The following is a 21,552-nucleotide window of genomic DNA, read 5'->3' as shown; positions in this document are numbered from 1 at the left end:
CCCGCGCTCCAGGCCGCAACCCCGCGCGCTAAGGCGCGGAGCCGTCGTCGTGCTTTGACGGCCGGTAACCGGCCACGGCGGCGCGGAGGGCACCCTCCTCGTGCTCGCCCTTCTTCTTGCCGACCGGCAGCGCCTTCACCAGCGGGTGCAGGATCGCCATGACGACCAAGCCCCACGCGAGCCCGAGGACCGCCGAGCACAGGGTGTTCACCAGCCAGGCCAGGGCACCGCCGACCACCGGGAGCCCGGCGAACGGGCCCTCGAGGACGTGGACCAGGTCGTACGGAGCGTGCCAGCCGAGGTCGTAGGCGCCCTGGAGCATGATGTGGCCGCCGACCCAGAGCATGGCGATTGTCCCGACGAAAGTGATCGCGGCCAGCACGGCGGGCATGCCCTTGACCAGCAGTTCGCCAAAGCGCTTCGCGCCCGCCGAGTTCTTGGTGGTCATGTGCAGGCCGATGTCGTCCATCTTCACGATGAGCCCGACGGCGCCATAGACGATGATCGTGATCGCGATCGCCACGACGACCAGGATGAGCGCCCGGGCCCACAGGGACTCGTCGGCCACCTCGTTCATGGAGATGACCATGATCTCGCAGGACAGGATGAAGTCGGTGGTGATCGCGCCCTTGGTGACCTTGGCCTCCGCTTCCGGGCCCTGTTCGACCGCCGGCGCATGTTCGGTCTCGTGGTCGCCGCGGAGCTTGTGCCAGACCTTCTCGGCGCCCTCGTAGCAGAGGTAGGTGCCGCCCAGCATGAGGATGAACGGAATGATTCCCGGGACGAAGGCGCTAATGAGCAGCAGCGCCGGCAGGATGATCAGCAGCTTGTTCCGCAGCGAGCCCCAGAAAATCTTCTTGATCATCGGCAGTTCGCGGGACGGATCCCGTCCGGAGACGTACTGCGGCGTGACAGCGGCATCATCGATCACCACGCCGGCGGCCTTGGTCCCGGCCTTGGCAGCGCCGGCGGCCACATCGTCGACCGAGGCCGCCGCAATGCGGGCCAGGGCGGCGACGTCGTCCAGCAGGGCAACAAGACCGCCGCTCACAGCACGCCTCCGCACGGTTCGAGGGCGGACTGCTGGGCGTGGGTGATGCGCATGGTCAGCATGCTCCGAGTATATGTCTGCGGACGGTCCCGGCAGCCGAAGCGGGAACTTTCGGCGGCGTTCCGCCCGGGACCCGGCACCCTGTCGCAGTACTGTCCAAAAATTATGGCGTCCTTGACGAGAACCATGAAACTACTTGAGATCCCTCCGACAGAGTTAACCAGGACGAATCTTGCGGACGGCACTGACCGTCATCCGGACACTGACGAGGACCAACACATTGACTACGAAGTCTTCTGCGCACGGGCGGCGACGGGCACAGCACAGCCCGGCAATTCATCGGGGCCGCAGCCATGCCAAACGCGGACGGCATGCCGCACCGGTTTCCCAAAAGACCGCTGTCAAAGGCAGCCTGGCAGGGACAGCCGGCCTGGCCGTCTGCCTGATGCTGACCGCCGCCGCACCTTCCGTGGCCGCCGGACCGAAATCGCCCCAGCCGAACCCGGAGCGGCTCCTCGCAGCACCGGCCGTTACCGCGCCGGCGGACGTTGCCTTGCCCTTCGACCGCGCGGGCGTCACGAGCCTCCCACCGAAGGAGGAGACGCGAAAGAAGATCAAGACCGCCGCTGCCAATGTGGCCATCGAGGCGGCGGTTACCGAGATCAACCAAGCATCCGAACCCTCCCCCACCCAGCAGCAGGCACCAGCTAAGAGCGGCGCGAAGCCCGAGGGCTCCATCGTGCTGGCCGCCCCGCTCGCCAGCATGCAGATGACATCGCCGTTCGGCCACAGGGTTAGTCCGCTGACGGGCAAGGCCGGCGAACTGCACACCGGCACGGACTTCGCCGACAGGTGCGGTACTCCGGTGTTCGCTTCTGCTGCCGGAACCGTCGTCGAAGCGGGCTGGCATTCCGGCGGCGGCGGCAACAGACTTGTCATTGACCACGGCAACGGCGTGGAGACGACCTACAACCACCTGGCGAATTTCAACGTCCGGGTCGGTGAGCAAGTGGCCGAAGGGGGACGGATCGCGACCGTCGGCACAACCGGCGCTTCCACGGGCTGCCATCTGCACTTCGAGGTAATGCTCCATGGAAAGGCGACGGACCCTGCCGGCTGGCTCGCTTTTTAGCAGCTTTCGCGCAGCAGGAAATGGTTTAACTAAGGGTTGCCGCAGGATCGGCAAAATTCGGGCTTTTGCCGCCGCAGCCGTTGATAGCTTGCTGGAAGTGCCGGCATCCAGCCGGCCGAATCCCCTCCCAGATGGAGTATGAGAATGTCAGTTATTTCCAAGGCAGCTGCAGGTATCCTGACCGCCGCCCTTCTGCTCTCCGCCGGCGCCACCGCTGCTTCCGCCAGCGAGACCGGCACAGTTTCGGACGGCGCCGTCGTTGTTGAGGAAACGGTAACGCTGATCACCCAGGCCGATGTGGATGCGGCCCACGCCGCGTTCAAGCAGGCCCAGGCTGATGCCCGCACCAGCGAGAAGCAGGCCCGTACTGCGGCCGCTGCCCAGAAGCAGCTGCTGACCATCCGCAAGGCGAACCAGGCCAGCCTCAAGAAGCTGATCGCGGACAACCGGGCCGAAGTCAGCACGGCCAAAGCCGAATACCAGCGGATCGCCGAGGCGTTCGAGGCGCAGGAAACCGCCGCTCTCTGATCGCCGCGCAACGGGCGGGGAACGCTGCTCGGATCCGTGTTTCCCGCCCGTCCTCGTGCCGGGGACACGGCGGCCCCTGCCCGGCTCACCCATCCAGCCACCATCCACCACGGCCGGGGCGCACCGTTCGCGGGATCCCCGCATTCCAGCCACCATCCACTCCGCCTCGGCCGACCCCGCACTCATGGAGCCTCTTTGATGATCAACCGCCCGCCTTCCGGGAGTCCGCGCTGCGTTCGGGGCAGTCTTGCCCGCGGCGTCGCTTCCTCTCTCGCCGCTGTCTCGCTCCTAGTGGCGGCTGCCGCGGGGGCACCCGCTGCCCTGGCCATAAATCCGCAGCCGGCAGAAACCGCGACGGCGGAAAACATCGAAGCGGCCGCTGCAGAGCCCGCCGCACCCGGGCAGGTGGAAGCACCGGAGGAGACCCGGCCAGCGGCACCGGCGCAAGCGCCGGCAGAGGCACCCGCTGAGGAGCCCGGGGAAACACCAGCCACCGCCCAGACGTCGCCCGCAGCAACACAGGCGCAAACCCCTGCCACTGAAACCCCGGCCCTGTCCGCTCCCTCGCCGGCCGCCGTCGAAGTTCCCCTAGAGAACATGTCCCAGGCGGAGAAACTCGCCCTGCTCGAAAAGCTGCAGGGCGAGGACGGCGCCCAGATGGGCAAGGGCCTGCAGATGCGCCAGGAGCGAGCGGAGGAACTCAAGGAGCCCGCCGCGCAGGAGGAACTAGCCGAGACGCTCCAGGTGCTGGACATCGACCGCACCACCGCTGTCGCGCAGTCCGTTGCGGTGCCGATGGTGGACCGCACAATGTGGCAGCCGGACGGCATCCAAGGCCTGGACGTTTCCAGCCACCAGGAGGACCCGGAAACCGGCACATCCGTGAACTGGCAGGACGAGTGGAAGCACGGCGCGCGGTTTGTCTACGTCAAGACCACCGAAGCACTGTCCTACAAAAACCCGTACTTTTCGAAGCAGCATGCAGGAGCAACCGGCGTCGGCATGGTGCGCGGCGCCTACCACTTCGCCATCCCTAACGTGTCCTCCGGCAGGGCCCAGGCCAACTATATGGTGGACAACGGCGGCGGCTGGTCCGCGGACGGCAAGACGCTGCCGCCGCTGCTGGACATCGAGTGGAACCCCTACCTGGAACTCGGCAACGCCTGCTACAACATGAGCCCGTCGCAGATCGTTGCCTGGATCAAGGACTTCTCCGCCACCATCAAGGCACGCACCGGTCGGCTCCCGGCCATCTATACCGCCGCCAGCTGGTGGAAGGATTGCACCGGCAGCAGCACGGCGTTCAAGGGGTACCCCCTGCATGTCGCCAACTACCCGTCCCCCGGCTACACACTGGCCAAGCCAGCGCTTCCGGCCGGTTGGACTGATTGGGAGATCTGGCAGTACAGCCCCAGCGGCCCGTACGCCGGCGACTCCAACGTTTGGCACGGCACCATGGCTGAGCTGCGCGATTTCGCTGCCAACCGCACCGTCACCTACAATCACTCGTCGCTGACCGCTTCCCCCGGTGACATGGATCGGGACGGGCGGCCGGACCTCGTGACCCGGCTGCCCGACGGGAACCTGTGGTTCTATCCGGGCAACGGCGCCGGAGGCTACGGCGCGGCGGTGCGCATCGGCGGGGGCTGGCAGGTCTTCAACGCCCTTGTCGGAGCGGGAACTTACGACGGCGACGCGTACCCTGATCTGCTCGCGCGCCATTCGGATGGGGCGCTGTGGTTTTATGCAGGCACCGGCAAGGCGTCCTTCAAAGCGGGCGTCAGGGTCGGGGCAAGCGGCTGGAACGTCTTCGCAGACCTGATCGGCGCCGGGGACCTCAACGGCGACGGCCGCCGTGACCTGCTCGGCCGGAAGGCCGACGGCACCGTCTACTTCTACCCAGGGCTGGGGACCGGACGGACCGGAACCCGGGTCGCGGCAGCCACCGGCTGGCAGGTCTATGACAGCCTCGCAGGCGTGCAGGATTTCAACGGCGACGGCGCACCTGACCTCGTGGCCCGCAAGCCGGATGGTTCGCTGTGGCTGCTCGCCGGAACGGGCAAGCCGGCGGCACCGGGCAGCCTGTTCGGGGCGCCGCGCAGGATCGGCGCCAGCGGCTGGCAGGCCTTCGACCGCCTTTTGGGCGTCATGGACAATAACCGGGACGGCAAGAACGACCTACTGGGGATCTATCCGGACGGACGGCTGGCCTTCTATGCCGGCACGCAGATGCGCGACTGGTCCGGAATGAAGCCCCGGGTGGCCGTCGGTGGCTCGGGTTGGGCCGGATTCACTCTCGTGCTGGCGCCCGGCGACTTCAATGGCGACTCCAAGGCCGACCTGATCGGCCGGAAGACCGACGGCACCCTGTGGTTCGCAGCCGGCAACGGCAAGGGTGGCCATGCAGCACCCGTGCGCATCGGGCGCGGCTGGAACATCTACACGGCGCTGGTTGGCGTCGGCGACTACAACGCCGACGGCAAGAATGACCTGCTGGCCCGGCAAAGCGACGGCACCCTCTGGTTCTACGCCGGAACGGGTTCCGTCACCTCAAGCCAGGAAGGCTACCGGGCCCGCGTGAAAGTAGGCAACAGCGGCTGGAACCAGTTCTCCAGCCTGCTCGGCGCCGGCGACGTGGATGGCAACGGCCGGCAGGACCTGGTGGCCCTGCGGCCGGACGGGTCGGCGTGGCTCTATTCCGGCCAAGGCAACGGCCGTCCCGGGACCAGGTCGCAGATCGGCGGCGGGTGGAACGCCTATCGCCAGGTTGTTGCGGCCGGGGATTACGACGGCGACAGGCGTGCGGATTTGCTGGGCGGCAAGGCGGACGGCACGTTGTGGATGCGCAGCGGCACCGGTTCCACAGCTGCCGGGATGTTCGCGGCGGAAAAACGCATTGGCTCCAGCGGCTGGCAGCAGTACAACCGGCTGCTCGGTCCTGGTGACTTCAACAACGACGGCAAGGTCGACCTGCTGGCCACCAAAGCGGACGGCTCCATGTACTTCTATGCCGGGACACGCTTCACGAATAGCGGGCTGGCGGCGCGTGCGGCGGCGGGAAGGCTTTGACCGCAGGCCCGGCTGCCTGCCTGGCAGCTTTGGGCCGGGACGGGAGAACAACCTCCGTCCCGGCCCCTTGGCTGTGGTTTTTACTTACGGTTATCGCAGGCGCCGGCCTTGAATCCCGGCTGCGGGCTGCCGTGCTGACCGGGCACACACTGCTTGCTGCCAGGACCCGGCGGCTCGGCGGAGGCTGGAACAGCAACTGCAAGGGCACCGGTCAACGCTAGCAGGCCGCCTGCAATCAGTGACAAGGTTTTACGCATGATTCACCTCTTCTATCAGGAGCAAGATAACTCCGACTTCCTTTGGGTGGGGCAGTGCCGCTTAACCGGCGCTGCCGCTTGTGTGCGCACCTTTTGACATTAAGCTCGCCCCCGCCGTTGATCAACCGTTTACCCAAAATTTGCTTCCAGTTCTGCGGGTCTGCAGCGGACATGCGAAGGCCGAGGGATCCGCGCTAGCTATGGACCCGTTCGCTCGGCGAAACCGGCAGGGTGATGCGGAAGGTGGTTCCCTGCCCTGGTTCGCTGGTGAAAGTGATGCGGCCGCCGTGGTTTTCCACGATCTTCTTGGCGATGGCCAGCCCCAGGCCGACCCCGGGAATGGAGGAATCGCGCACCGCGTCGGCCCGGAAGAACCTGCTGAAGACTTCCCGGCTCTCCGATTCGGTCATGCCGATCCCGGTGTCAGTCACCTCGCAGGACATGCTCGTCCCGTTCCGCCAGGCGCGCACCGTGACCGTGCCGCCTCCCGGGGAATACTTGATGGCGTTGGACAGGAGGTTATCCACGACCTGCGCGGTGCGGACCGGATCGATTTCGGCCGGCAGCGGAGCAGGAACCTCGTTGACCAGTTCCACGCCGGCGGCCGCCGCCTGCGGCGCGGCCGTCGAAAGGCTGTGGCGGACGACTTCAGCGAAGTCCGCCGGCTCCGGCCGCACATCCACCGAACCGGAGGAGGCGGAAAGCAGATCGGTGACCAGCCGGTGCAGCCGCTGCGCGTTGCGGCGGATCACATCGGTGAAAGTCTTGGCCTCCGCGGGAAGATCCGGCTCATCCTCGAGCATCTCCACGTAACCAAGGATGGACGTCAGCGGGGTCCGCAGTTCATGGGTGACATTGGACAGGAAAACGTCCTTGGCGGTCATGGCTGCGACCAAATCGCTTACGTCGGTGAAGGTCACCACCGAACCGTCGAAGCGTTCGCCGTCCATAATGGCCCTGGCCGAGGTGGAGTACACACGCTGGCGGTCTTCGTCCCCGATCCAGACCAGGTACTCGGAGAAGTTTTCGCCCTGCGCGGCCCGCTGCAGGGGCTGCTGCTCAGGCGGCAGGATTTCTTTGCCTCCACGCCGGAAGAGCGACGGTCCGCAACGTTCCCCAGCGTCGGCAGCGGTGCCGGGAAGCAGTGCAAGGTCCTGGTTCCGCCGCTGCTGGCGGTTCACCAGAGTGGGCTTTCCCTGGCTGTCAATGGCTGCCACTCCCACGCCCACGGTATCCACCACGGTATTGAGCAGCCGCTCCTTCCGCGCGGAGTTCTCCAGCGCAGCCTGAAGCTCGCTCCTGACCTTTTCCAGCGACCGCTGCTGGTCGACCATGCTGGCGCTGAGCGTGCGGACGGCGAAACCTATGGCCAGCATGATGAACGGCAGCAGCACGACTGAGGCCAACTGCTCGGGAGTAGCCGCACCGGTCACGGCCAACGGGACCCAGACCATCAGCAACGGGCCGTAGAAACACATGGACAGGCACACCCGGGGCAGTAGTTCGGAGCTGGCCAACCGCACCACCGGGAAGGCAGCCAGGGCACCGAGTGCCGTCATCGTTTCCACACCGGCATGCCTGACCAGGCCAATAGGAACAAAATCAAAGAGCGGAAGAACCAGGAAGGCGACTTCCGAAAACCGGTGCCACGGCAGCGTCAAGCACAGCAGGAACTGGGCCGCCTGCAGAAGGATCCCCACAACGAACAAGGGATTCCGCATGATTTCCGGATGGAACACTGCCACGATGGCCAGGACCAACAGCATGGTCACCGTCAGCGGAAGCTGGCTCAGCGTGACGCGCGTCCGCGGCGACAGCTGGTGCAGGAACCGCCGTGATCCCTGCCACGCCAGCGTATTGAGGAGAGGCGTCCGGGGACCGCGCATTGCCAGTTGCCCCCTTCGCGGGTTTATCGGTTGATCTTGTGCTTACTTCACGTTATCCTGCGGGAAGGCCCTGCGCCAAGCTCCGCGCTGACGCTTCCCTCGCCCGCTGCGCGCTTGCCACACGGCACCCACGGTTCACATCCCGCTGGTATCTTTTGCTGCGTCCGCCGCCGGACGTCGTCGTTCTTGTCCAGAAGGAGCCAGTCCGCCCGAGATGCCTGACCAAGCTACTGAACGCCAGGTGTGGAAGCTGGATCCGCTGACCCTGCAAGAGGTGTTGGTGGACCGCGAGGCCGCCCTTTTGCAGGCCCGCGACGGAACCCCGATGGAGCGGATCTGGGCCCTGCGCCTGCTCGGCCGGCTGGAGGAGGCCGCCGATGAAGGGGAGCGCCTGCTCGCGGAGTCGGACAACCGCTTCGCTCCCCTGCTGCTGCTGGCCCACGTTTATCAGTGCCAGTACCGCTGGGACGAGGCAGCCCGCCTCCAGGGAGAGGCCCTCACATTGGCCCGCACCCCCGCCCGCGAGGCGACAGTGCACCATCACACGGGCCGCCGGCTTCTGGAGGAGGGCCGGTACCGGGAAGCGGCCGAGGAATTCGACTGGGCGTGGGATTTGCACCGGGCGGCCGGCAGCCCCGAGGAGGTTGCGCGGATGTCCTACTCCGCCATGGTGCTGGCCCGCCGCCGTTCAGTCGAATACGCCTTCTCGGACTCCGATGAGCTCCCGCCTGCCTGAGGCCGCACTTCCCGTCAGCCATTTCGGCGTTCTTGCCCCAACCTTGTGCATCCCTTGCAGCTAATGCAGCCGGTTACCTGAGCCTGTTCGGGCACAGTAGAAGCCAGGAAACGCTGCAGGACCGACAGAGGGTCCTGCACTACGGCTGAAGGAACCAGGATGAACCGCTCCCCCGCCCTCGACACGACCTCCCTGCCAGCGGTCTCGACCTGCGGGCTGCCCGCCCCTGACTTCCACGCCCTCGGGCTGGCGGGCAGCATCGACCGGCTCACCAGCCCGCTGCGCGGACGGGGCACGGCCATCGAATGGCAGACCCCGCACCACGGCGTCGAAATCGATGCGAGCGCAGCCGCCATGCTTTACCACGCTGCGGCAGACATCCTCGCCGCCGTTCCCATGGCAGCAGCCAACGTGACCATCCGCCTGGCGGCGGTCTACCACGGGATCCGCCTCACCGTCGTGGACAACGGCGCTGCCTGCGGGCAGCGCTCCGCACTGGCAGAGCACATCCGAATGACCGTGGAACCGGCAGGCGGGGCCCTGGTCCTTGAATCCGGTGACGCTGGCTTGACCCGGGTGGCCGTCACCCTGCCGCTCGACTAGCAGTCCCGGCCCTCCATCCCGATCCGCCCCGAACATCACCTGACAGGATGAGCATGTCCCTGATTCTGCGCCGCAAGATCCTCTCGGGCGCCGCCACAGCTACCGCCGCAGCCATGCTTGGCGCCTCCCTCTTCACCTCGCCGGCGGCAGCGGCGGAACAGCCCGGCCAAACCGCGTACGAGCAGCCCGAACCCACCGCCGGGACCGACCGCATCATCGTGAAGTTCAAGGACAGGGCCGGCTCCGCCGCACGTGCCAAGGCCTACGGCCGGGCCGCCAAGGAGCTGGGCCTTCCGGTCCGGGAGCTGCGCACTACCGCCACCGGCGCCGCGGTGGTTGAAACCGGCCAGGAACTGGACGCCGCAGATGCCCAAACCTTGGCCACTGAGCTCGAGTCCGATCCCGCCGTCGACTACGCCGAACCCGACATCATGATGCACCCGGCTGCCACCGGGCCCGACCCCTACTACCCGAAGCAATGGGACCTGCAGGACCGGGCCACGGGACTGAATGCCCCGGCGGCATGGAACACCACCGAGGGAGCCGGCCAGGTTGTGGCCGTCGTTGACACCGGGATCACGCCCCACGCCGATCTGGACCAGAACATCCTTCCGGGCTACGACATGATCACGAGCCCGGACATTGGCCGCGACGGCAATGGCCGGGACAGCAACCCTCGGGATGAAGGCGACTGGTACGACGCCGGACAGTGCGGGAGCACCAGCTCCTCACGGTCGTCCTGGCACGGCACCCACGTAGCCGGCACCGTCGCCGCAGTGCGCAACAACGCCATCGGCGTCAGCGGGGCCGCGCCGGCGGCCAAGGTAGTCCCCGTCCGTGCCCTCGGCTCCTGCGGCGGCTACATGTCCGACATTTCCGACGCCGTGATCTGGTCCGCCGGCGGCAGCCTGTCCGGCGTCCCGGCCAACGCCAACCCTGCCGACGTGGTCAACCTCAGCTTGGGCGGATCCGGCACCTGCTCGGTCACGTTCCAGTCCGCGATCGACAAGGCCAATGCCCTCGGCGCACCGGTCGTCGTCGCGGCCGGCAATGAGAACACCGACGTAGCGAAGAGCACCCCTGCCAACTGCGCGAACGTGATCACCGTGGCTGCCAGCGGCCGTGAGGGCAACCGGGCGCCGTACTCGAACTACGGCAGCCAGGTGGACGTCACCGCGCCCGGCGGCGATATCTCATCCGGGTCGGCGAACGGCATCCTCTCCACTTTCAATACCGGCACCTCCGTGCCCTCCACCGCCAGCTACGCCTACATGCAGGGCACATCAATGGCGGCGCCCCACGTCGCCGCTACAGCTGCCCTGATGCTGGCCACGAATCCGGCGCTGACCCCGGCACAGATCGAAGAGCGGCTCAAAGCCACAGTGCGACCGGGCCCGGGAAACTGCAGCCAAGGCTGCGGAGCGGGCCTGGTGGATGCAGCTGCTGCGGTGAAGGCAGCAGGTGCCGCCCCGTCGGCTCCCGCCCCTGAGCAGTCCTCCGCGGAGGAGCCGGTTTCGGCGCCGGCCCCGGTTCCGGCCCAGGAACCGCTCCCGTCACCGGCGCCCCAACCCACCCCCACGCTCCAGGTCGCCACGCCGTCAATCACCGGCACCGCCGCCGTCGGCAGGACGCTGGCCGCCAACTCCGGCATCTGGGGCCCGGCACCGGTCACCCTGTCCTACCAGTGGCACCGCTCCGGCAGCCCGATTGCCGGTGCCACCACCCCCAGCTACACCCTAGCCGCCGCGGACCAGGGTGCCAGCCTCACGGTCAGGGTCACCGGCACCAAGAGCGGCTACACCACTGCGACGCGGGAATCGGCAGCTACCGCACCGGTGGCCGCCGGCACCCTGGCCACCAGCGCCCCGAGCATCAGCGGCACGCTCAAGGCCGGCTACACCCTGACGGCCAACCTTGGCACCTGGACCGCCGGCACCACCCTGCGCTACCAGTGGTACCGCGGCACCAGCGCCATCAGCGGCGCCACCGGCCGGACCTACGTGTTGAGCGGATACGACGCCGGCAAGCGGATGAGCGTCAAGGTCACCGGATCGAAGCCCGGCTACACCACCGCGGTCCGCTACTCGGCCCAGACCGCAGCGGTAGCCAAGGGAACATTGAAGACCTCCGCCCCGAGCATCAGCGGCACGACCAAAGCTGGCTACTCCCTGACCGCCAGCCCCGGGACCTGGACCGCCGGCACCACCCTGCGCTACCAGTGGTACCGCTCCGGCAGGGCCATCAGCGGCGCCACCGCGAGCACCTACCGGCTCGTCTCCCTCGACCGCTACGACACCATCAAGGTCCGCGTCACCGGCTACAAAACCGGCTACACCACCGCCAGCCGCGACTCCTACTCCACCGCCAAGATCCGCTAAACCGTGCTCCGGCCCTTACGTCCGGTCGCCAAGCCGGTAGGGCTTCCGCTGCAATTCGGGCCCTAGCAGGGGTTTGTGCCTACCACCAGGGGAAAGGTTGCCTCGCGGGAGGCGACGTCCGACTCCCAGGAGTGCGGGCCTGCCACGGACAGGCCGACGATCGCCGAACCGTTCAGCAGTCCGCCGAGCAGTCCGCCGTCGAAGGTAGTTGTGTACGTGCCGGCGGTGGGGCCGGTGGTGGTGTAGCCGTTTCCCGACGTCAGGAGCCCCAGGTTTAGCAGCCCGCTGTCCGAGTACCAGTACTTCACGTGCTCCAGCTGGTAACCGGCCGGCAGTTGCCACGTGAGCACAACCTTCGGTACCAGCTTTCCGCTCACGAGCACGCTGGATGCCTCGCACGCGGTGATGGCCGGAGCCGGGATCACCAGAGCGGTGAAGGACGCCGTCGCGTTTTCCCGGTCGGTCCAAAACGCTTCCGTTGCTGCTGGGCCCGGTACCATGCCGCACAACGCGAGGGCCGCAGCCAGCGCGAGGAGCTTCAGCTTCACGTGCTCTCGGGTTCGACGCGCCGGACCGGCGGATTCCTCAGTCATCTGGCCCGGCTCCGCTTCACTACACGGGCGGCGAGCGCCAGCAGCAAGCCTGCGGCGACGGCGCCTGCGGCCAGCCAGAGCAGGCTGGTCGATTCCGGACCGGTCCTTGCCAGGCGGAGAGGCAGGTCCGCTTCCAGCCCGACGTCGAGATGGTCGCCGCTACCGTGGGCATGCAGTCTTACGTCGAGCGAATCCCCGGCCAGCGGCGCGGCGGCGGCGGGAAGCGCTACGTCCAGCAGCAGCCAGCTTTCCTTGTCGGCGGGGACGACGGCGACCTGCTGTTCGGCGGTTCCGGGCGCCAGCGTGCGGGGTGCGGCCGCCGTCGTCGTACCCGGGCAGGACGCGTCGATCCATCGCTCGCTGCAGAGTGCGAGGCGGGCATGGAGCCGCATCGACGCGGCTCCGGTTGCGGATAGTCCGATCCGCACCCTGCCCGGAACCTGGTCGATGGTATCGATGCCGACCTGCCATTGGACCGGTTTGCCCGGCACCATGTTCCGCATCTGGGCCGGGTCGTTCACGGAGGTGAGGCGAACGTGGCGGCCCTCGATGATGTGTTCCGTCGGCGCGGCCTCCGCAGGGGCTGCCCCGAAGGCGGCGTTGTACAGGAGCGTGCCACCTATGACGGTTATGCCTGCGACGAGCCCTGCCCGCGACACAGCGTGGCGATCGGGCGGGGGTGCATCGCCGTTCCGGTCGAGATCGGCGGCATCGTTCCCGTGGCCTTTGGGGTCGTGTGTCCCGTCGTCGTTCCTGTTGTACCCGGGCCAGAAAGCCCAGGTCACCAGCGCCGCGGCGCCCAGCGTCAGGCCGCCCACAACGTACGGGTTCGCGAACCAAACCACCACCTTCGCGAATCCGGGCACGTGCGCGAGGGTCAGACGGACGGTTTCGACTGTGTAGGGAGCGGGGTCCTCGGCCTCGTTCGCGTCCCCTTTCATAGTGATGACGCGTTGGCCTGGCAACGGCCCGCCGGCGACCGAGGTGACCCGGTGCGTGACCGGCAGTGCGGCCTCGCGGTCGACCGTAACGATATCCCCCACCGCAATCTCCGCTGCCGGAATCTGGCGAACGAACGCGACAGAGCCGGCTGGGATCGCAGGGCTCATCGATCCGGTCTTGAACATGATCAGCGTGACGTCGAAGGCGTAGGCCAGCGCGACCAGGGCGATGCACGCCAGTCCCCCGAGCGCCGCGAGATTCAGCAAGACGTTGCCGAGGAAGCTGCGGAGCCACCGGGCGATCATGCGGTGGACTCGCCGGTGATGCCCCATGAGATGCTGCCGGTCGCCCCCTGCATGTCATTGGGGGTGCCGAGGTCCAGACGGACTTCGAAGCAATACCGGACCGGCGTATCCGTTGCCAAGACTCCGGCGGCTCCGGCGACGGGCACCCCGTTAGCGCCGAGGTAGTCTCCGGACACCGTGGAGGCATCACAGGCAACCCCCTCCTCCACCACGGCCACCCGGTATTTGAGATAGGGAGCCAAGGCACCTGATCCTGCCGAGGACGTGAGGCTCACGGTGCCGGCCATGGTGGACGAGGCAGTCCGCCGGACGTCCAGGTACGCGTACTGCAGCGATCCCGGATGCATCGCGCCGGCGCTGAACTTCAGCGACGCCGCGAGTTCGTCGCTCGGGTGTTCGCCCCAGCCCGTCCCATTGGGATTGCCTTCAATACCGAACACTCCGGCCTGGAAGGTACCCGTCGCGTGTTCCTGGTCGGTCCAGGCGGCAACGGTCAGCGCAGCCCCGACACCCAGCACAAGCCCTCCGGCCAGGACAGCGCGCAGACGCCGGTATCGCCGCCGATCGGGCAGCGGTGCCATTGTTTTGTCCGTCGTCACTGGACTAACCGGATACGGCGTCGAACTGCCAGGTTGCCGTCGTTGACAGCCCCTGGTCGAACGCGGTCTCATCCCCAGCCGTCACAGCGATGCACAGCTGCACGGCAGGCCCTTCGGCACCGTTAGCGCCGGCAACCAGCGGGACTCCCCGGACCGTCCCCGCGGTCTGCGACCTGAGATCTGTCCCGGATGCAACCTGCGTTCCCACGCCCGGTCCACAGCTTCCTCCGGCAGGGACCTGATTGATGACGTAACTAATCGCATCGGCATTGTCTGAGACACCGGCCGCCTCGGCAACGGTCACGCCAGCAGGCTGCAGGGTTCCTCCGGTGGTGCTGCCTTTGGCGAGGCGAAGCCAGTACGAGGCATACACCGTTTCGTTGGCAGAGAGGTTGTCGGTGACGTTTCCGAAGGTCAGTTTCAAGCCCCCGCCGGCAGCCTCATGATCGGCATAGTCCGTTCCATTGTTGCTGCCCTGCACATTGAACGACCCGGCTGTGAAGGTCCCCTGCGCGAATTCGGAATCGTTCCACGCGGCCAACGTCACCGCCGCACCGACACCCAAAACCAGACCACCGGCCAAAATGGCGCGTACCTTGCGAAGATTTTTTCCGCTCATGCTATCCCCAAACAGTTGCAGCCCGTACGGGCACTACCCCCCAGTAACAACTAATGTGGTGAATCGTAACACCAGCGTGAGTAACGGGCGACTCACAACTTCACGTACGGACGGCGAAGGGATGAGGGGACCCGTCGGCCCTCCCATCCCTTCCCTCGGCCGCTCCCGCCGCCGGCAGTGACTCAGGCAGTCGCCGCCGCCATGCCCGGCATCATGTCAACCGCCACGCGGGCGCTGACGCGGGCGGCCATGGTGGCGAGGTAGGCCTGATGGCGGGCGGCGGAGACCCGCGATTCAGGCGCGCGCTGCACGTCGTCGTTGGCGTAGTGCGTGGCCATTCCGTCGCGCAGCAGCCGGATCGCCTCCGTACGCTGCTGCGAGACCGCGGAGTGGGTGGAGCCGAATTCCACGGCCAGCTCCTTGACGGAGCGGTCTTCGAAGTAGGTCTGTTCGACGATGTAGCGCATCTTCTCCGGCAGTGCGGCGACGGCGGCCCGCAGGAAGTGCGTCTGCTCCCCCGCCAGCACTGACTCTTCCGGGGTTGCGGACGACGCCGGGAGGGAACCGGAGGCGGTTTCGTCCAGTTCCGCGACGGTGCGCGAAGCATCCGCCAGGGTGCCCTGGACTTCCTCAAGGGGCAGGCCCAGGGCCGCGGAGAGTTCGGCGGCCGTCGGGGTGCGGCCCAGTTCGGCGGTCAGGGTTTCCGAAACGGCCTGCACGGCCTTGATCTTCCGCCTGGTGTCCCGACCCGCCCAGTCGCCGGAACGCATCTCGTCAGCGAACGCGCCGAGGATCCGGCGCCGGGCATAGGTTCCGAACTTCACGCCCTGCTCCGGATCGAAGGAGCGCGCGCACGTCACGAGCGCCAGCGCTCCGGCTGCTGCCAGGTCCTCCCGGGAAAGATGTGGCGCTTTGGCGCAGATCTCGGAGACGAGATAGCCCACCAGCGGCAGGTTGTCGACGGCTAACTGATTCCGTTCTTCATGGTTCATTCTCAGTGCCCCCCTATGAGCAGAAGTGAACGAGTGATGCCGCCCGGTTGGTAAAAGGTTTCAGCAGATAGCGCGGACCCCTGCGGCAATAAGCACCCTAGTACGAGAAAGTGAACGGGACGATCGATATCGTGGCGCTTTGAGAGATTCCTGCCGGAATCTTGCGTTGGAAATGCGTTTACGCCACTGACTAGGCGAAATCAGCTGCGCAGCGGAGGTTTCGGACCGCTGGCGAACCAGACAATCGCCCCAATCAGCGGCGCCGCGAGCACGACAAGCACCCACAGCGGGCGGCTGTTATTGTCCAAGGCCGGGGACCGCGCGATCTGCACGAGTGCGATGACAACAAGGACGATGATCCCGGCCAGGAACGCGAAGCCGAGCAGGAAGACGGTTCCGGCCATCCAGATGCCTGCACTGTAGTCCATCGCGGTCCCCCTTTGAGGCGGTGGCCGCGCCCGCGCCGGAAGGCCGGCGGCCGGGCGCTGGTGGCTAAATTGTAGTCTCTGGGGGCCTGAAGCGGGTCAGCCCGCGCACTGAATCGTGGCAGGCGCATCTCCGGCCGGCGTGTAGGAGAGGTCGAGTGCCGCAGCGGTGGACTCCCACAAACCGTGCACGGAGCGGACGGAGAAGGTGATTACCGCCGGCTCTGCCGACGTGAACCGCGGGTCCGCGGCATCAACCGCCAGGCTGGATGCGCTAAGGCCTTCCGCCCACGGCTCCACCGCGCCCGATTGCTCCACAGTGTAGGTCGGGTCGACGGCGAGGCTGTCATGGGCCCACTCCAGCACCACGGACCCGCCGTCGTTCCGGCAGCTCAGTGCGGGCACGGGCAGGGTAGCTGCGCCGAAGGAGGCGGTGGCCCCGGCAGCAGAACTGAAGGCGGCCTGTGCAGGAGCGGGGACGGCCAGAGCGCCGGCTCCGGCCATGGCGACGACCGCTGACGCCATGATCGCAGCCCGGGAAATAAGGGTACGACGGCGGCTGCCGGACTTCCGCTCCCTGGTCGCCTCCGGCTCAGGCAGGGTGTGCAAGACCGTTTCCGACGGGTACAGCTGCGGCTCTGCCGTTGCCGTCTCCTGCCGGCCGCGGCTCCGCCGGCCAACGGAGCGGCTGCCGCTGGGGCGGCTGCCGCCGGGACTGTTGGCTGACCCGAAGGCCAGGTAGAGAAGGTAGGCGCTGAGGAGGCCGCCGGCGAATATGGCGTAGGGGCTGCCCAGCGCAGCGACGGCGTAGCCGAGCAGCGGAGCGGACCAGACTACGCGGTCCCCAGTGGTGACCACGTAGCGCTCGGCGTCAACGGCGTCGTTAGCGTCCCCCTTAAGGGTCAGGACGGCGGTTGCGCCACGGTGCTCCACGGCTTGGACGCGGTGGGTGATGCGCACCCCCTGCGCGTTCTCGACGCTCACCACGTCGCCGGCTACGAGGTCGCCCGCCCCCGCCGGCAGGCTGAGAGCCAGCCCGCCGGCAGGGATGGTGGGCGTCATGGAGCCGGAGGTGAAGATCAAGGGTTTGGCGCCGGCCAGCATACCGGCCAGGGCCAGCAGCAGGCAGAGGGTGCCGAGGATGGCGCCGCCGGTGAGTGCGGCGTTCTGGCCGCGGTTCAGGACCCGCATGTCAGCTCCTCTGGGTTCCGGTGAAGGTGAAGACGGCATTGGTCGCTGTCCCCTGCAGTTCGTTGCCGGCCGCGGCCGGGAGCTCCACCCGCAGGCACAGCTCCTCGGCAGCCGCCGGAGCGAGCGCCCTGGCGTCGGACAGCAGCGCCCCGGTCAGGGGTCCGGAGCCGATCAAAGAGCCGGAGCAGGTCCCTTCGGTGGCGGTGTTGGCGGCGGTGCCGCCGCCATGGACTGTGACAGTCAGTCCGGCTTCGAGTCCCGACGGCTGGGCGGCGGAACCGGCCAGCGTGTAGCCGAGCGGGATGGAGCCGTCGTTGGAGACCGTCAGCATCGCGGCCCGGCTGTTGCCCGGGTACATGTTCTCCATTGAGAGTGAGGTGGCCGCCACGCTGCTGCCCGCGGCGCCGTCGGCCGCTACGGACAGCTCCAATGTTCCCGCCGAGAAGGTGGCGGTCGCGTCGGAGCTGTCCGTCCAGGCGGCCAGGGTGCCGACGGCGCCCAGCCCGAGGACGGTGCCCAGCGAGAGCAGCGCCCGGAGGCGGATTCCCGCGGTTCCGGCGTCCGCGTGGTGGCCTTTATGCCGCGCCATGGTAGGACTCCTCTCCCGTCGTCGCCTGCCGCCGGCGCCGGTTGCGGACAGCGTCCAGCGTGGCGCCGAGGAACATGCAGAGCGTGTAGCCTGCCAGGAGCACGACGGCTCCCCCTGTGATCCAGATGCGCTGCTCGCCGGTCAGCCAGGTGTTGACGTAGCCGGCCCAGGGGACGCTGTACCAGACCGCTCCGCGGATCTGGCCCGGCTGCACCGGTTCGCGGTCAGGAGCAGCGTTCGCATCGCCCTGGGTGATGAACGCGGTCTGGCCGTCGAGGCTGTTGGCGGTGGAGAGGATCCGGTGCGTGACCACCTCGGGTTCGCCGGAGTGCAGCTGATACGTGATGACGTCCCCGGCCTGCAGATCGGCCGGCTCCACCGGCTTGCTGACCACGAGCGTGCCCGGCGGCATGCCCGGCGCCATCGATCCAGTCAGCACCGTGTAAGGGGTGGATCCGGTGGCGCGCGGGACAACCACCAGGGCCAACAGGATCCCGACCGCGGCCAGGAACAGGGTCCAGGACGAGATCTGGCCCAGCCACCACAGTGCGCCGGAGCGCTCGCTGCGGCGGCGGTGTTTTCCTGTACTCATGGTTGCTGCTCCGCCTTGAAGGTAAAGGTTGCCGAGGTGGTTCCCCCGGCCGCTGCCGCAGGAGCGTCGGCGGCCAGGGTGACCGAGATGCAGATGGTGTGGGTTTCGGACGGCGCCAGCGCCGCTCCGCTGAACGCGGCGGCTGCCAGCGGTCCGCTGTAGAGGACCGGTTCGGTGCCGATGCCGCCGGTGCAGTCGCCGTCCGTGACGTCCAGCTGCAGGGCTGCGGCCAGCGCCAGGTCGGCGTCAGCCGTGCCCGCGGTGGCGGCGCCGGTCAGGCTGTAGGCCAGGTCGGCGTCGCCCCCGTTGCTGATTGTCAGCGGCGCCCGCGTCGTGGCCCCGGGCACCAGGTGGGCCGAGCTGAGCGCGTCGAAGACGTAAGCCTCCTGCTGCCCGTCCACCAGGAGCTCCAGCTTGCCGCTGCTGATGTGTCCGGCTTCGACCATGGCCGCCTCCTGCCAGAGCGCTCCGGTGCCGCCGGCCGCGAGGAAGGCGGCGGCCGCGGGCGCTCCGGCAAGAGCCAGCCAGACCCGGTTCCTCATCAGGTACGCGTCAACCAGTAGGCGTGCTGCTGCCCGGCTTAGGCCTGGGTCAGCGACAGGGCCAGGGCCGAGAGGTTGAGCGAAGTGTTCTGGCCGACCTGGTCCGGGGCGTCGGAGCTGAAGGTCACGGTGATCACCACGTCGAGTGTGTGGGTTCCCTCGGAGGCGAAGGCGAGCAGGTCCGGGTTGATCGGATCCGGGGTGATCGCGCTGCCGGCGGGCAGGACCGTCTCGGTGGTGACAGTCACGTACGGAGCCCAGTCTGCGCCAAGCGCGTTCTCGATGCTCGCCTGGGTCACGGCCAGCTCGCCAGCCAGGTTGTCGCCCTCGGCGGTGATGCTCACGGGAACGGTGTGGGTCAGGGTGTCGCCCGGAACGACGTTGAAGCCGTCGATGGAGAGAATCGTGGATCCTGTGGAGACGTCAACCCAGGTTCCCGAGCCCACCGACATGTCCAGCTGGCCCGTCGAGATGCTTTCGGCGGCGATGCTCTGGTTGTCTTCCCACAGGGCGAAGGTGCCGACGCCGCCGAGGAGGAGGGCGCCTGCCGCAGTTGCTGCCAGGGCGCCTTTGGTGAGCTTGTTCATGGGGTGGATTCCTTCTGGTGGAGGGTGTTTGCGTGCTTGCACAAACAACTTTCCGGCATCAACCTCAGGAAACAGGGCCGCCTATCCCCAGCCTCCCGTCAGCCTTCACGCCGTCCCTCAAGGACCGCGCACTACGGCCGCAGCACCCGCCCATGAGATACGATTCGCCCGGTTGCTGTGGCCAATTTGTGGGGGGATCTGCCATGCCGTTTGTCTCGCAGTATCGGGGCGCCAGCCGTAGTGTGCTAGTCATCCTGGCCGCCGTGCTGGCGATGCTCGCCCTGGTAGCCCTCGTCTGGGCGGTGGTCCCCCAGGCCGCGCCGGCTCCGTCCGTCACCGCGGCGCCTTCTGCCGAGCCTGTCCCGATCGCCCTCGTCATCGGCGACTCGCAGGCGCACGGCGGCCAAGGCGTCACCACAGCCACGGCGTGGGTCGCCCAGGGGCTCCTCCGGGCCGGCTACGATCCCGAGGTTCAGGGCCACGGCGGGACAGGCTACCTGAAGGGCCGCCCCCGAAACGGCGACGGCGAACGCCTGTCCTACCTGCAGTCCCTGCAGCACGATGCGTATAGCCTGCCGCCTGCGCAGAACGTTGGCCTCGTCGTCGTTCAGGGCGGTGGAAACGACGCATCGTATCCTGACCGCGGTATTGAAGCGGCCGCGTCGGACGTTGTACGGATTCTCAAGTCGAAGTATCCTCACGCGCGCTTTGCGATCGTCGGCCCGTTGAACCAGGGCGGCGACCCGGGTTCCCGCCGCGTTGAGGTGACCGAGGTCCTTGCGGGCGTCGCCGACGGGCAGGACGCGGCCTTCATCGATGCCACGGACTGGGTGGCGGACAACGATCTGGCGGAGCATCTGCACAAGGACGGCCTGCACCTCAACCAGGACGGCCACGATCGTCTGGCTGCAGTGTTTACCACAGCGCTCGACGACGCCGGCCTCGCTGCGCCTCGCTGGACCACTTGGCCTAGAGTCGAAACAAGACCGACGTGATTCTGGAGGACAACATGCCTAAGCTGCCGACGTGCGAGCCGTGGTGCGAAGAAGAACATACTGACTACCCCTGCTGCGGCATGACCCGGTACATCTATGACCGAGAGACAGACAATCCCGACGTGTCCAAGGGCGGGTTCCTGGCCGATCTGAATCCCGAAATCGAGACCATCAGGGTGGTGGCAGACTACGAACCCGGCGGAACCAAAGAGCTAGCACTACAAATTAGCCTGGGAGACGACCTTCCTGCACCAGCACTAAACGCCGATGTAAAAATCCTGCGGCAACTGCACGCCGAACTCGGGGCCGTTCTCGATCGGCTGGAACAAAGCCAGTAGCGGGCGACGCACGGCACCGTGGCCAGCCGGTAGGACACCCGCTCCAGCTGTAGCAGATAGAAGGCGCACTGCAGCCACAAGACGGCAGTGCTTTCCAGCCGGCGGTACCACCGGCGCCGGGGAGTCCCGCCCGACTCCCCCAAGTCAGCCGCGCTACCGGACCGGCTCACCGGTGGCGGCATCGATCAGGACCTCGGTCTCCTGGCCGCCCTCGGGCCGGATCTCGATCTCCCAGACCGCCTTACCGTTCTCGTCCTCGAGCGACGCCTCCTGGACCTCGCCGTCGGCTTCCTCCTGCGCCGTCGTGATGGCCTCGGCCAGCGGCACCCGCGCGCCTTGCAGCTCCGTGCGGTCCTCCGCATCGACCGCGCCGCTGGTGTGCTCCTCCAGCACCTCGCTGCCGTCGGCCGAGACCCGCACCTCATGCTCGGTGTCCGCGCTGACCAACTCCACCTCCCACTCCCCGCGGGAGCGGTTGAAGCTGAGCTCGAATGCCATGCTGCCGTCGACTGCCGCCAGGGCGGTTTCGACGGCGGCACTTGCGTTCCGCTCTCCGCCCGCCGCCGGGCTTTCCCCGCCCGTCGCACCGGGCGAGGCACCAGG

The 21,552-nt window shown here is 67.5% G+C and carries 23 protein-coding genes; 8 read left to right on the top strand and 15 right to left on the bottom strand.

Annotated features, from left to right (window positions below; translation table 11 throughout):
* Positions 1–28: 28 nt before the first annotated feature.
* Positions 29–1,051 (bottom strand): DUF808 domain-containing protein, encoded by a 1,023-nt coding sequence (locus D477_RS10045; RefSeq protein WP_005268922.1) that lies wholly within the window; start codon positions 1,049–1,051, stop codon positions 29–31.
* Complete coding sequence (locus D477_RS10040; protein ID WP_005268921.1) at positions 1,048–1,239, bottom strand: hypothetical protein; 192 nt, start codon at positions 1,237–1,239, stop codon at positions 1,048–1,050. The genes D477_RS10045 and D477_RS10040 overlap by 4 nt, the downstream gene beginning before the upstream one ends.
* Positions 1,240–1,331: 92 nt before the next feature.
* Between D477_RS10040 and D477_RS10035 the strand changes: the two genes are divergently transcribed.
* From D477_RS10035 to D477_RS10025, 3 genes are all read left to right on the top strand, one after another.
* On the top strand, positions 1,332–2,183 hold the full coding sequence (locus D477_RS10035; RefSeq protein WP_237740752.1) for a M23 family metallopeptidase: 852 nt from the start codon (positions 1,332–1,334) through the stop codon (positions 2,181–2,183).
* Between the two features lie 144 nt (positions 2,184–2,327).
* A complete protein-coding gene (locus tag D477_RS10030) occupies positions 2,328–2,711 on the top strand; it encodes a hypothetical protein (protein WP_005268919.1) in 384 nt (127 codons plus the stop codon).
* A 198-nt stretch (positions 2,712–2,909) separates the two neighbouring features.
* Complete coding sequence (locus D477_RS10025) at positions 2,910–5,780, top strand: GH25 family lysozyme (protein ID WP_237740753.1); 2,871 nt, start codon at positions 2,910–2,912, stop codon at positions 5,778–5,780.
* Between the two features lie 451 nt (positions 5,781–6,231).
* Here D477_RS10025 and D477_RS10020 read toward each other — a convergent pair whose 3' ends face one another.
* Entirely contained in the window at positions 6,232–7,923 is a 1,692-nt protein-coding gene (locus tag D477_RS10020) for a sensor histidine kinase (protein ID WP_005268917.1), read from the bottom strand.
* A gap of 214 nt (positions 7,924–8,137) precedes the next feature.
* Here D477_RS10020 and D477_RS10015 point away from each other — a divergent pair, with 214 nt between their 5' ends.
* The 3 genes from D477_RS10015 (at position 8,138) to D477_RS10005 (ending at position 11,640) form a co-directional block, all read left to right on the top strand.
* Complete coding sequence (locus tag D477_RS10015) at positions 8,138–8,659, top strand: hypothetical protein (protein WP_005268916.1); 522 nt, start codon at positions 8,138–8,140, stop codon at positions 8,657–8,659.
* Between the two features lie 159 nt (positions 8,660–8,818).
* Positions 8,819–9,262: a hypothetical protein gene (locus D477_RS10010; protein WP_005268915.1), complete on the top strand. Its 444-nt coding sequence runs from the start codon at positions 8,819–8,821 to the stop codon at positions 9,260–9,262.
* A gap of 53 nt (positions 9,263–9,315) precedes the next feature.
* Entirely contained in the window at positions 9,316–11,640 is a 2,325-nt protein-coding gene (locus D477_RS10005) for a S8 family serine peptidase (RefSeq protein WP_005268914.1), read from the top strand.
* A gap of 62 nt (positions 11,641–11,702) precedes the next feature.
* On the opposite strand, the gene D477_RS10000 is transcribed toward D477_RS10005, so the two are convergent.
* The 11 genes from D477_RS10000 to D477_RS09950 all read right to left on the bottom strand — a co-directional run bounded on the left by D477_RS10000 (position 11,703) and on the right by D477_RS09950 (position 19,616).
* Positions 11,703–12,233, bottom strand: a complete 531-nt coding sequence (locus D477_RS10000) for a hypothetical protein (RefSeq protein WP_005268913.1) — start codon at positions 12,231–12,233, stop codon at positions 11,703–11,705.
* Positions 12,230–13,480 (bottom strand): signal peptidase I, encoded by a 1,251-nt coding sequence (locus D477_RS22270; RefSeq protein WP_005268912.1) that lies wholly within the window; start codon positions 13,478–13,480, stop codon positions 12,230–12,232. The genes D477_RS10000 and D477_RS22270 overlap by 4 nt, the downstream gene beginning before the upstream one ends.
* A complete protein-coding gene (locus D477_RS09990; RefSeq protein WP_043846450.1) occupies positions 13,477–14,061 on the bottom strand; it encodes a SipW-dependent-type signal peptide-containing protein in 585 nt (194 codons plus the stop codon). Before D477_RS09990 ends, D477_RS22270 begins: the two co-directional genes overlap by 4 nt.
* 22 nt (positions 14,062–14,083) lie before the next feature.
* Positions 14,084–14,698, bottom strand: coding sequence for a SipW-dependent-type signal peptide-containing protein (locus D477_RS09985; protein ID WP_043846448.1), 615 nt, complete (start codon positions 14,696–14,698; stop codon positions 14,084–14,086).
* A 182-nt stretch (positions 14,699–14,880) separates the two neighbouring features.
* Positions 14,881–15,690: a sigma-70 family RNA polymerase sigma factor gene (locus D477_RS09980; protein WP_005268909.1), complete on the bottom strand. Its 810-nt coding sequence runs from the start codon at positions 15,688–15,690 to the stop codon at positions 14,881–14,883.
* A gap of 200 nt (positions 15,691–15,890) precedes the next feature.
* The gene (locus D477_RS09975; RefSeq protein ID WP_005268908.1) at positions 15,891–16,118 is read right to left on the bottom strand and encodes a PLDc N-terminal domain-containing protein; all 228 of its coding nucleotides are present in this window, start codon (positions 16,116–16,118) and stop codon (positions 15,891–15,893) included.
* A gap of 96 nt (positions 16,119–16,214) precedes the next feature.
* A complete protein-coding gene (locus D477_RS21160; protein ID WP_005268907.1) occupies positions 16,215–17,306 on the bottom strand; it encodes a S24/S26 family peptidase in 1,092 nt (363 codons plus the stop codon).
* Between the two features lies 1 nt (position 17,307).
* On the bottom strand, positions 17,308–17,895 hold the full coding sequence (locus D477_RS09965) for a SipW-dependent-type signal peptide-containing protein (protein ID WP_005268906.1): 588 nt from the start codon (positions 17,893–17,895) through the stop codon (positions 17,308–17,310).
* The gene (locus tag D477_RS09960; protein WP_005268905.1) at positions 17,882–18,487 is read right to left on the bottom strand and encodes a signal peptidase I; all 606 of its coding nucleotides are present in this window, start codon (positions 18,485–18,487) and stop codon (positions 17,882–17,884) included. The genes D477_RS09965 and D477_RS09960 overlap by 14 nt, the downstream gene beginning before the upstream one ends.
* Positions 18,484–19,029: a hypothetical protein gene (locus D477_RS09955; protein ID WP_005268904.1), complete on the bottom strand. Its 546-nt coding sequence runs from the start codon at positions 19,027–19,029 to the stop codon at positions 18,484–18,486. The genes D477_RS09960 and D477_RS09955 overlap by 4 nt, the downstream gene beginning before the upstream one ends.
* A gap of 38 nt (positions 19,030–19,067) precedes the next feature.
* Entirely contained in the window at positions 19,068–19,616 is a 549-nt protein-coding gene (locus tag D477_RS09950) for an alternate-type signal peptide domain-containing protein (protein WP_005268903.1), read from the bottom strand.
* Positions 19,617–19,819: 203 nt separating this feature from the next.
* Here D477_RS09950 and D477_RS09945 point away from each other — a divergent pair, with 203 nt between their 5' ends.
* Together D477_RS09945 and D477_RS09940 are read left to right on the top strand one after the other, a co-directional pair.
* Positions 19,820–20,611: an SGNH/GDSL hydrolase family protein gene (locus D477_RS09945; protein ID WP_043846446.1), complete on the top strand. Its 792-nt coding sequence runs from the start codon at positions 19,820–19,822 to the stop codon at positions 20,609–20,611.
* Entirely contained in the window at positions 20,608–20,949 is a 342-nt protein-coding gene (locus D477_RS09940; protein WP_005268901.1) for a hypothetical protein, read from the top strand. The genes D477_RS09945 and D477_RS09940 overlap by 4 nt, the downstream gene beginning before the upstream one ends.
* A 153-nt stretch (positions 20,950–21,102) precedes the next feature.
* On the opposite strand, the gene D477_RS09935 is transcribed toward D477_RS09940, so the two are convergent.
* On the bottom strand, positions 21,103–21,552 hold a 450-nt coding region (locus D477_RS09935; RefSeq protein ID WP_005268900.1), incomplete at its 5' end, for a PepSY domain-containing protein.

This window comes from Arthrobacter crystallopoietes BAB-32 (genome assembly GCF_000328305.2).
Classification (GTDB): Bacteria; Actinomycetota; Actinomycetes; order Actinomycetales; family Micrococcaceae; genus Crystallibacter; species Crystallibacter crystallopoietes_A.
The sequence above is the reverse complement of the archived record's forward strand: the minus strand, read 5'-3'. Positions and strand labels throughout refer to the sequence as shown.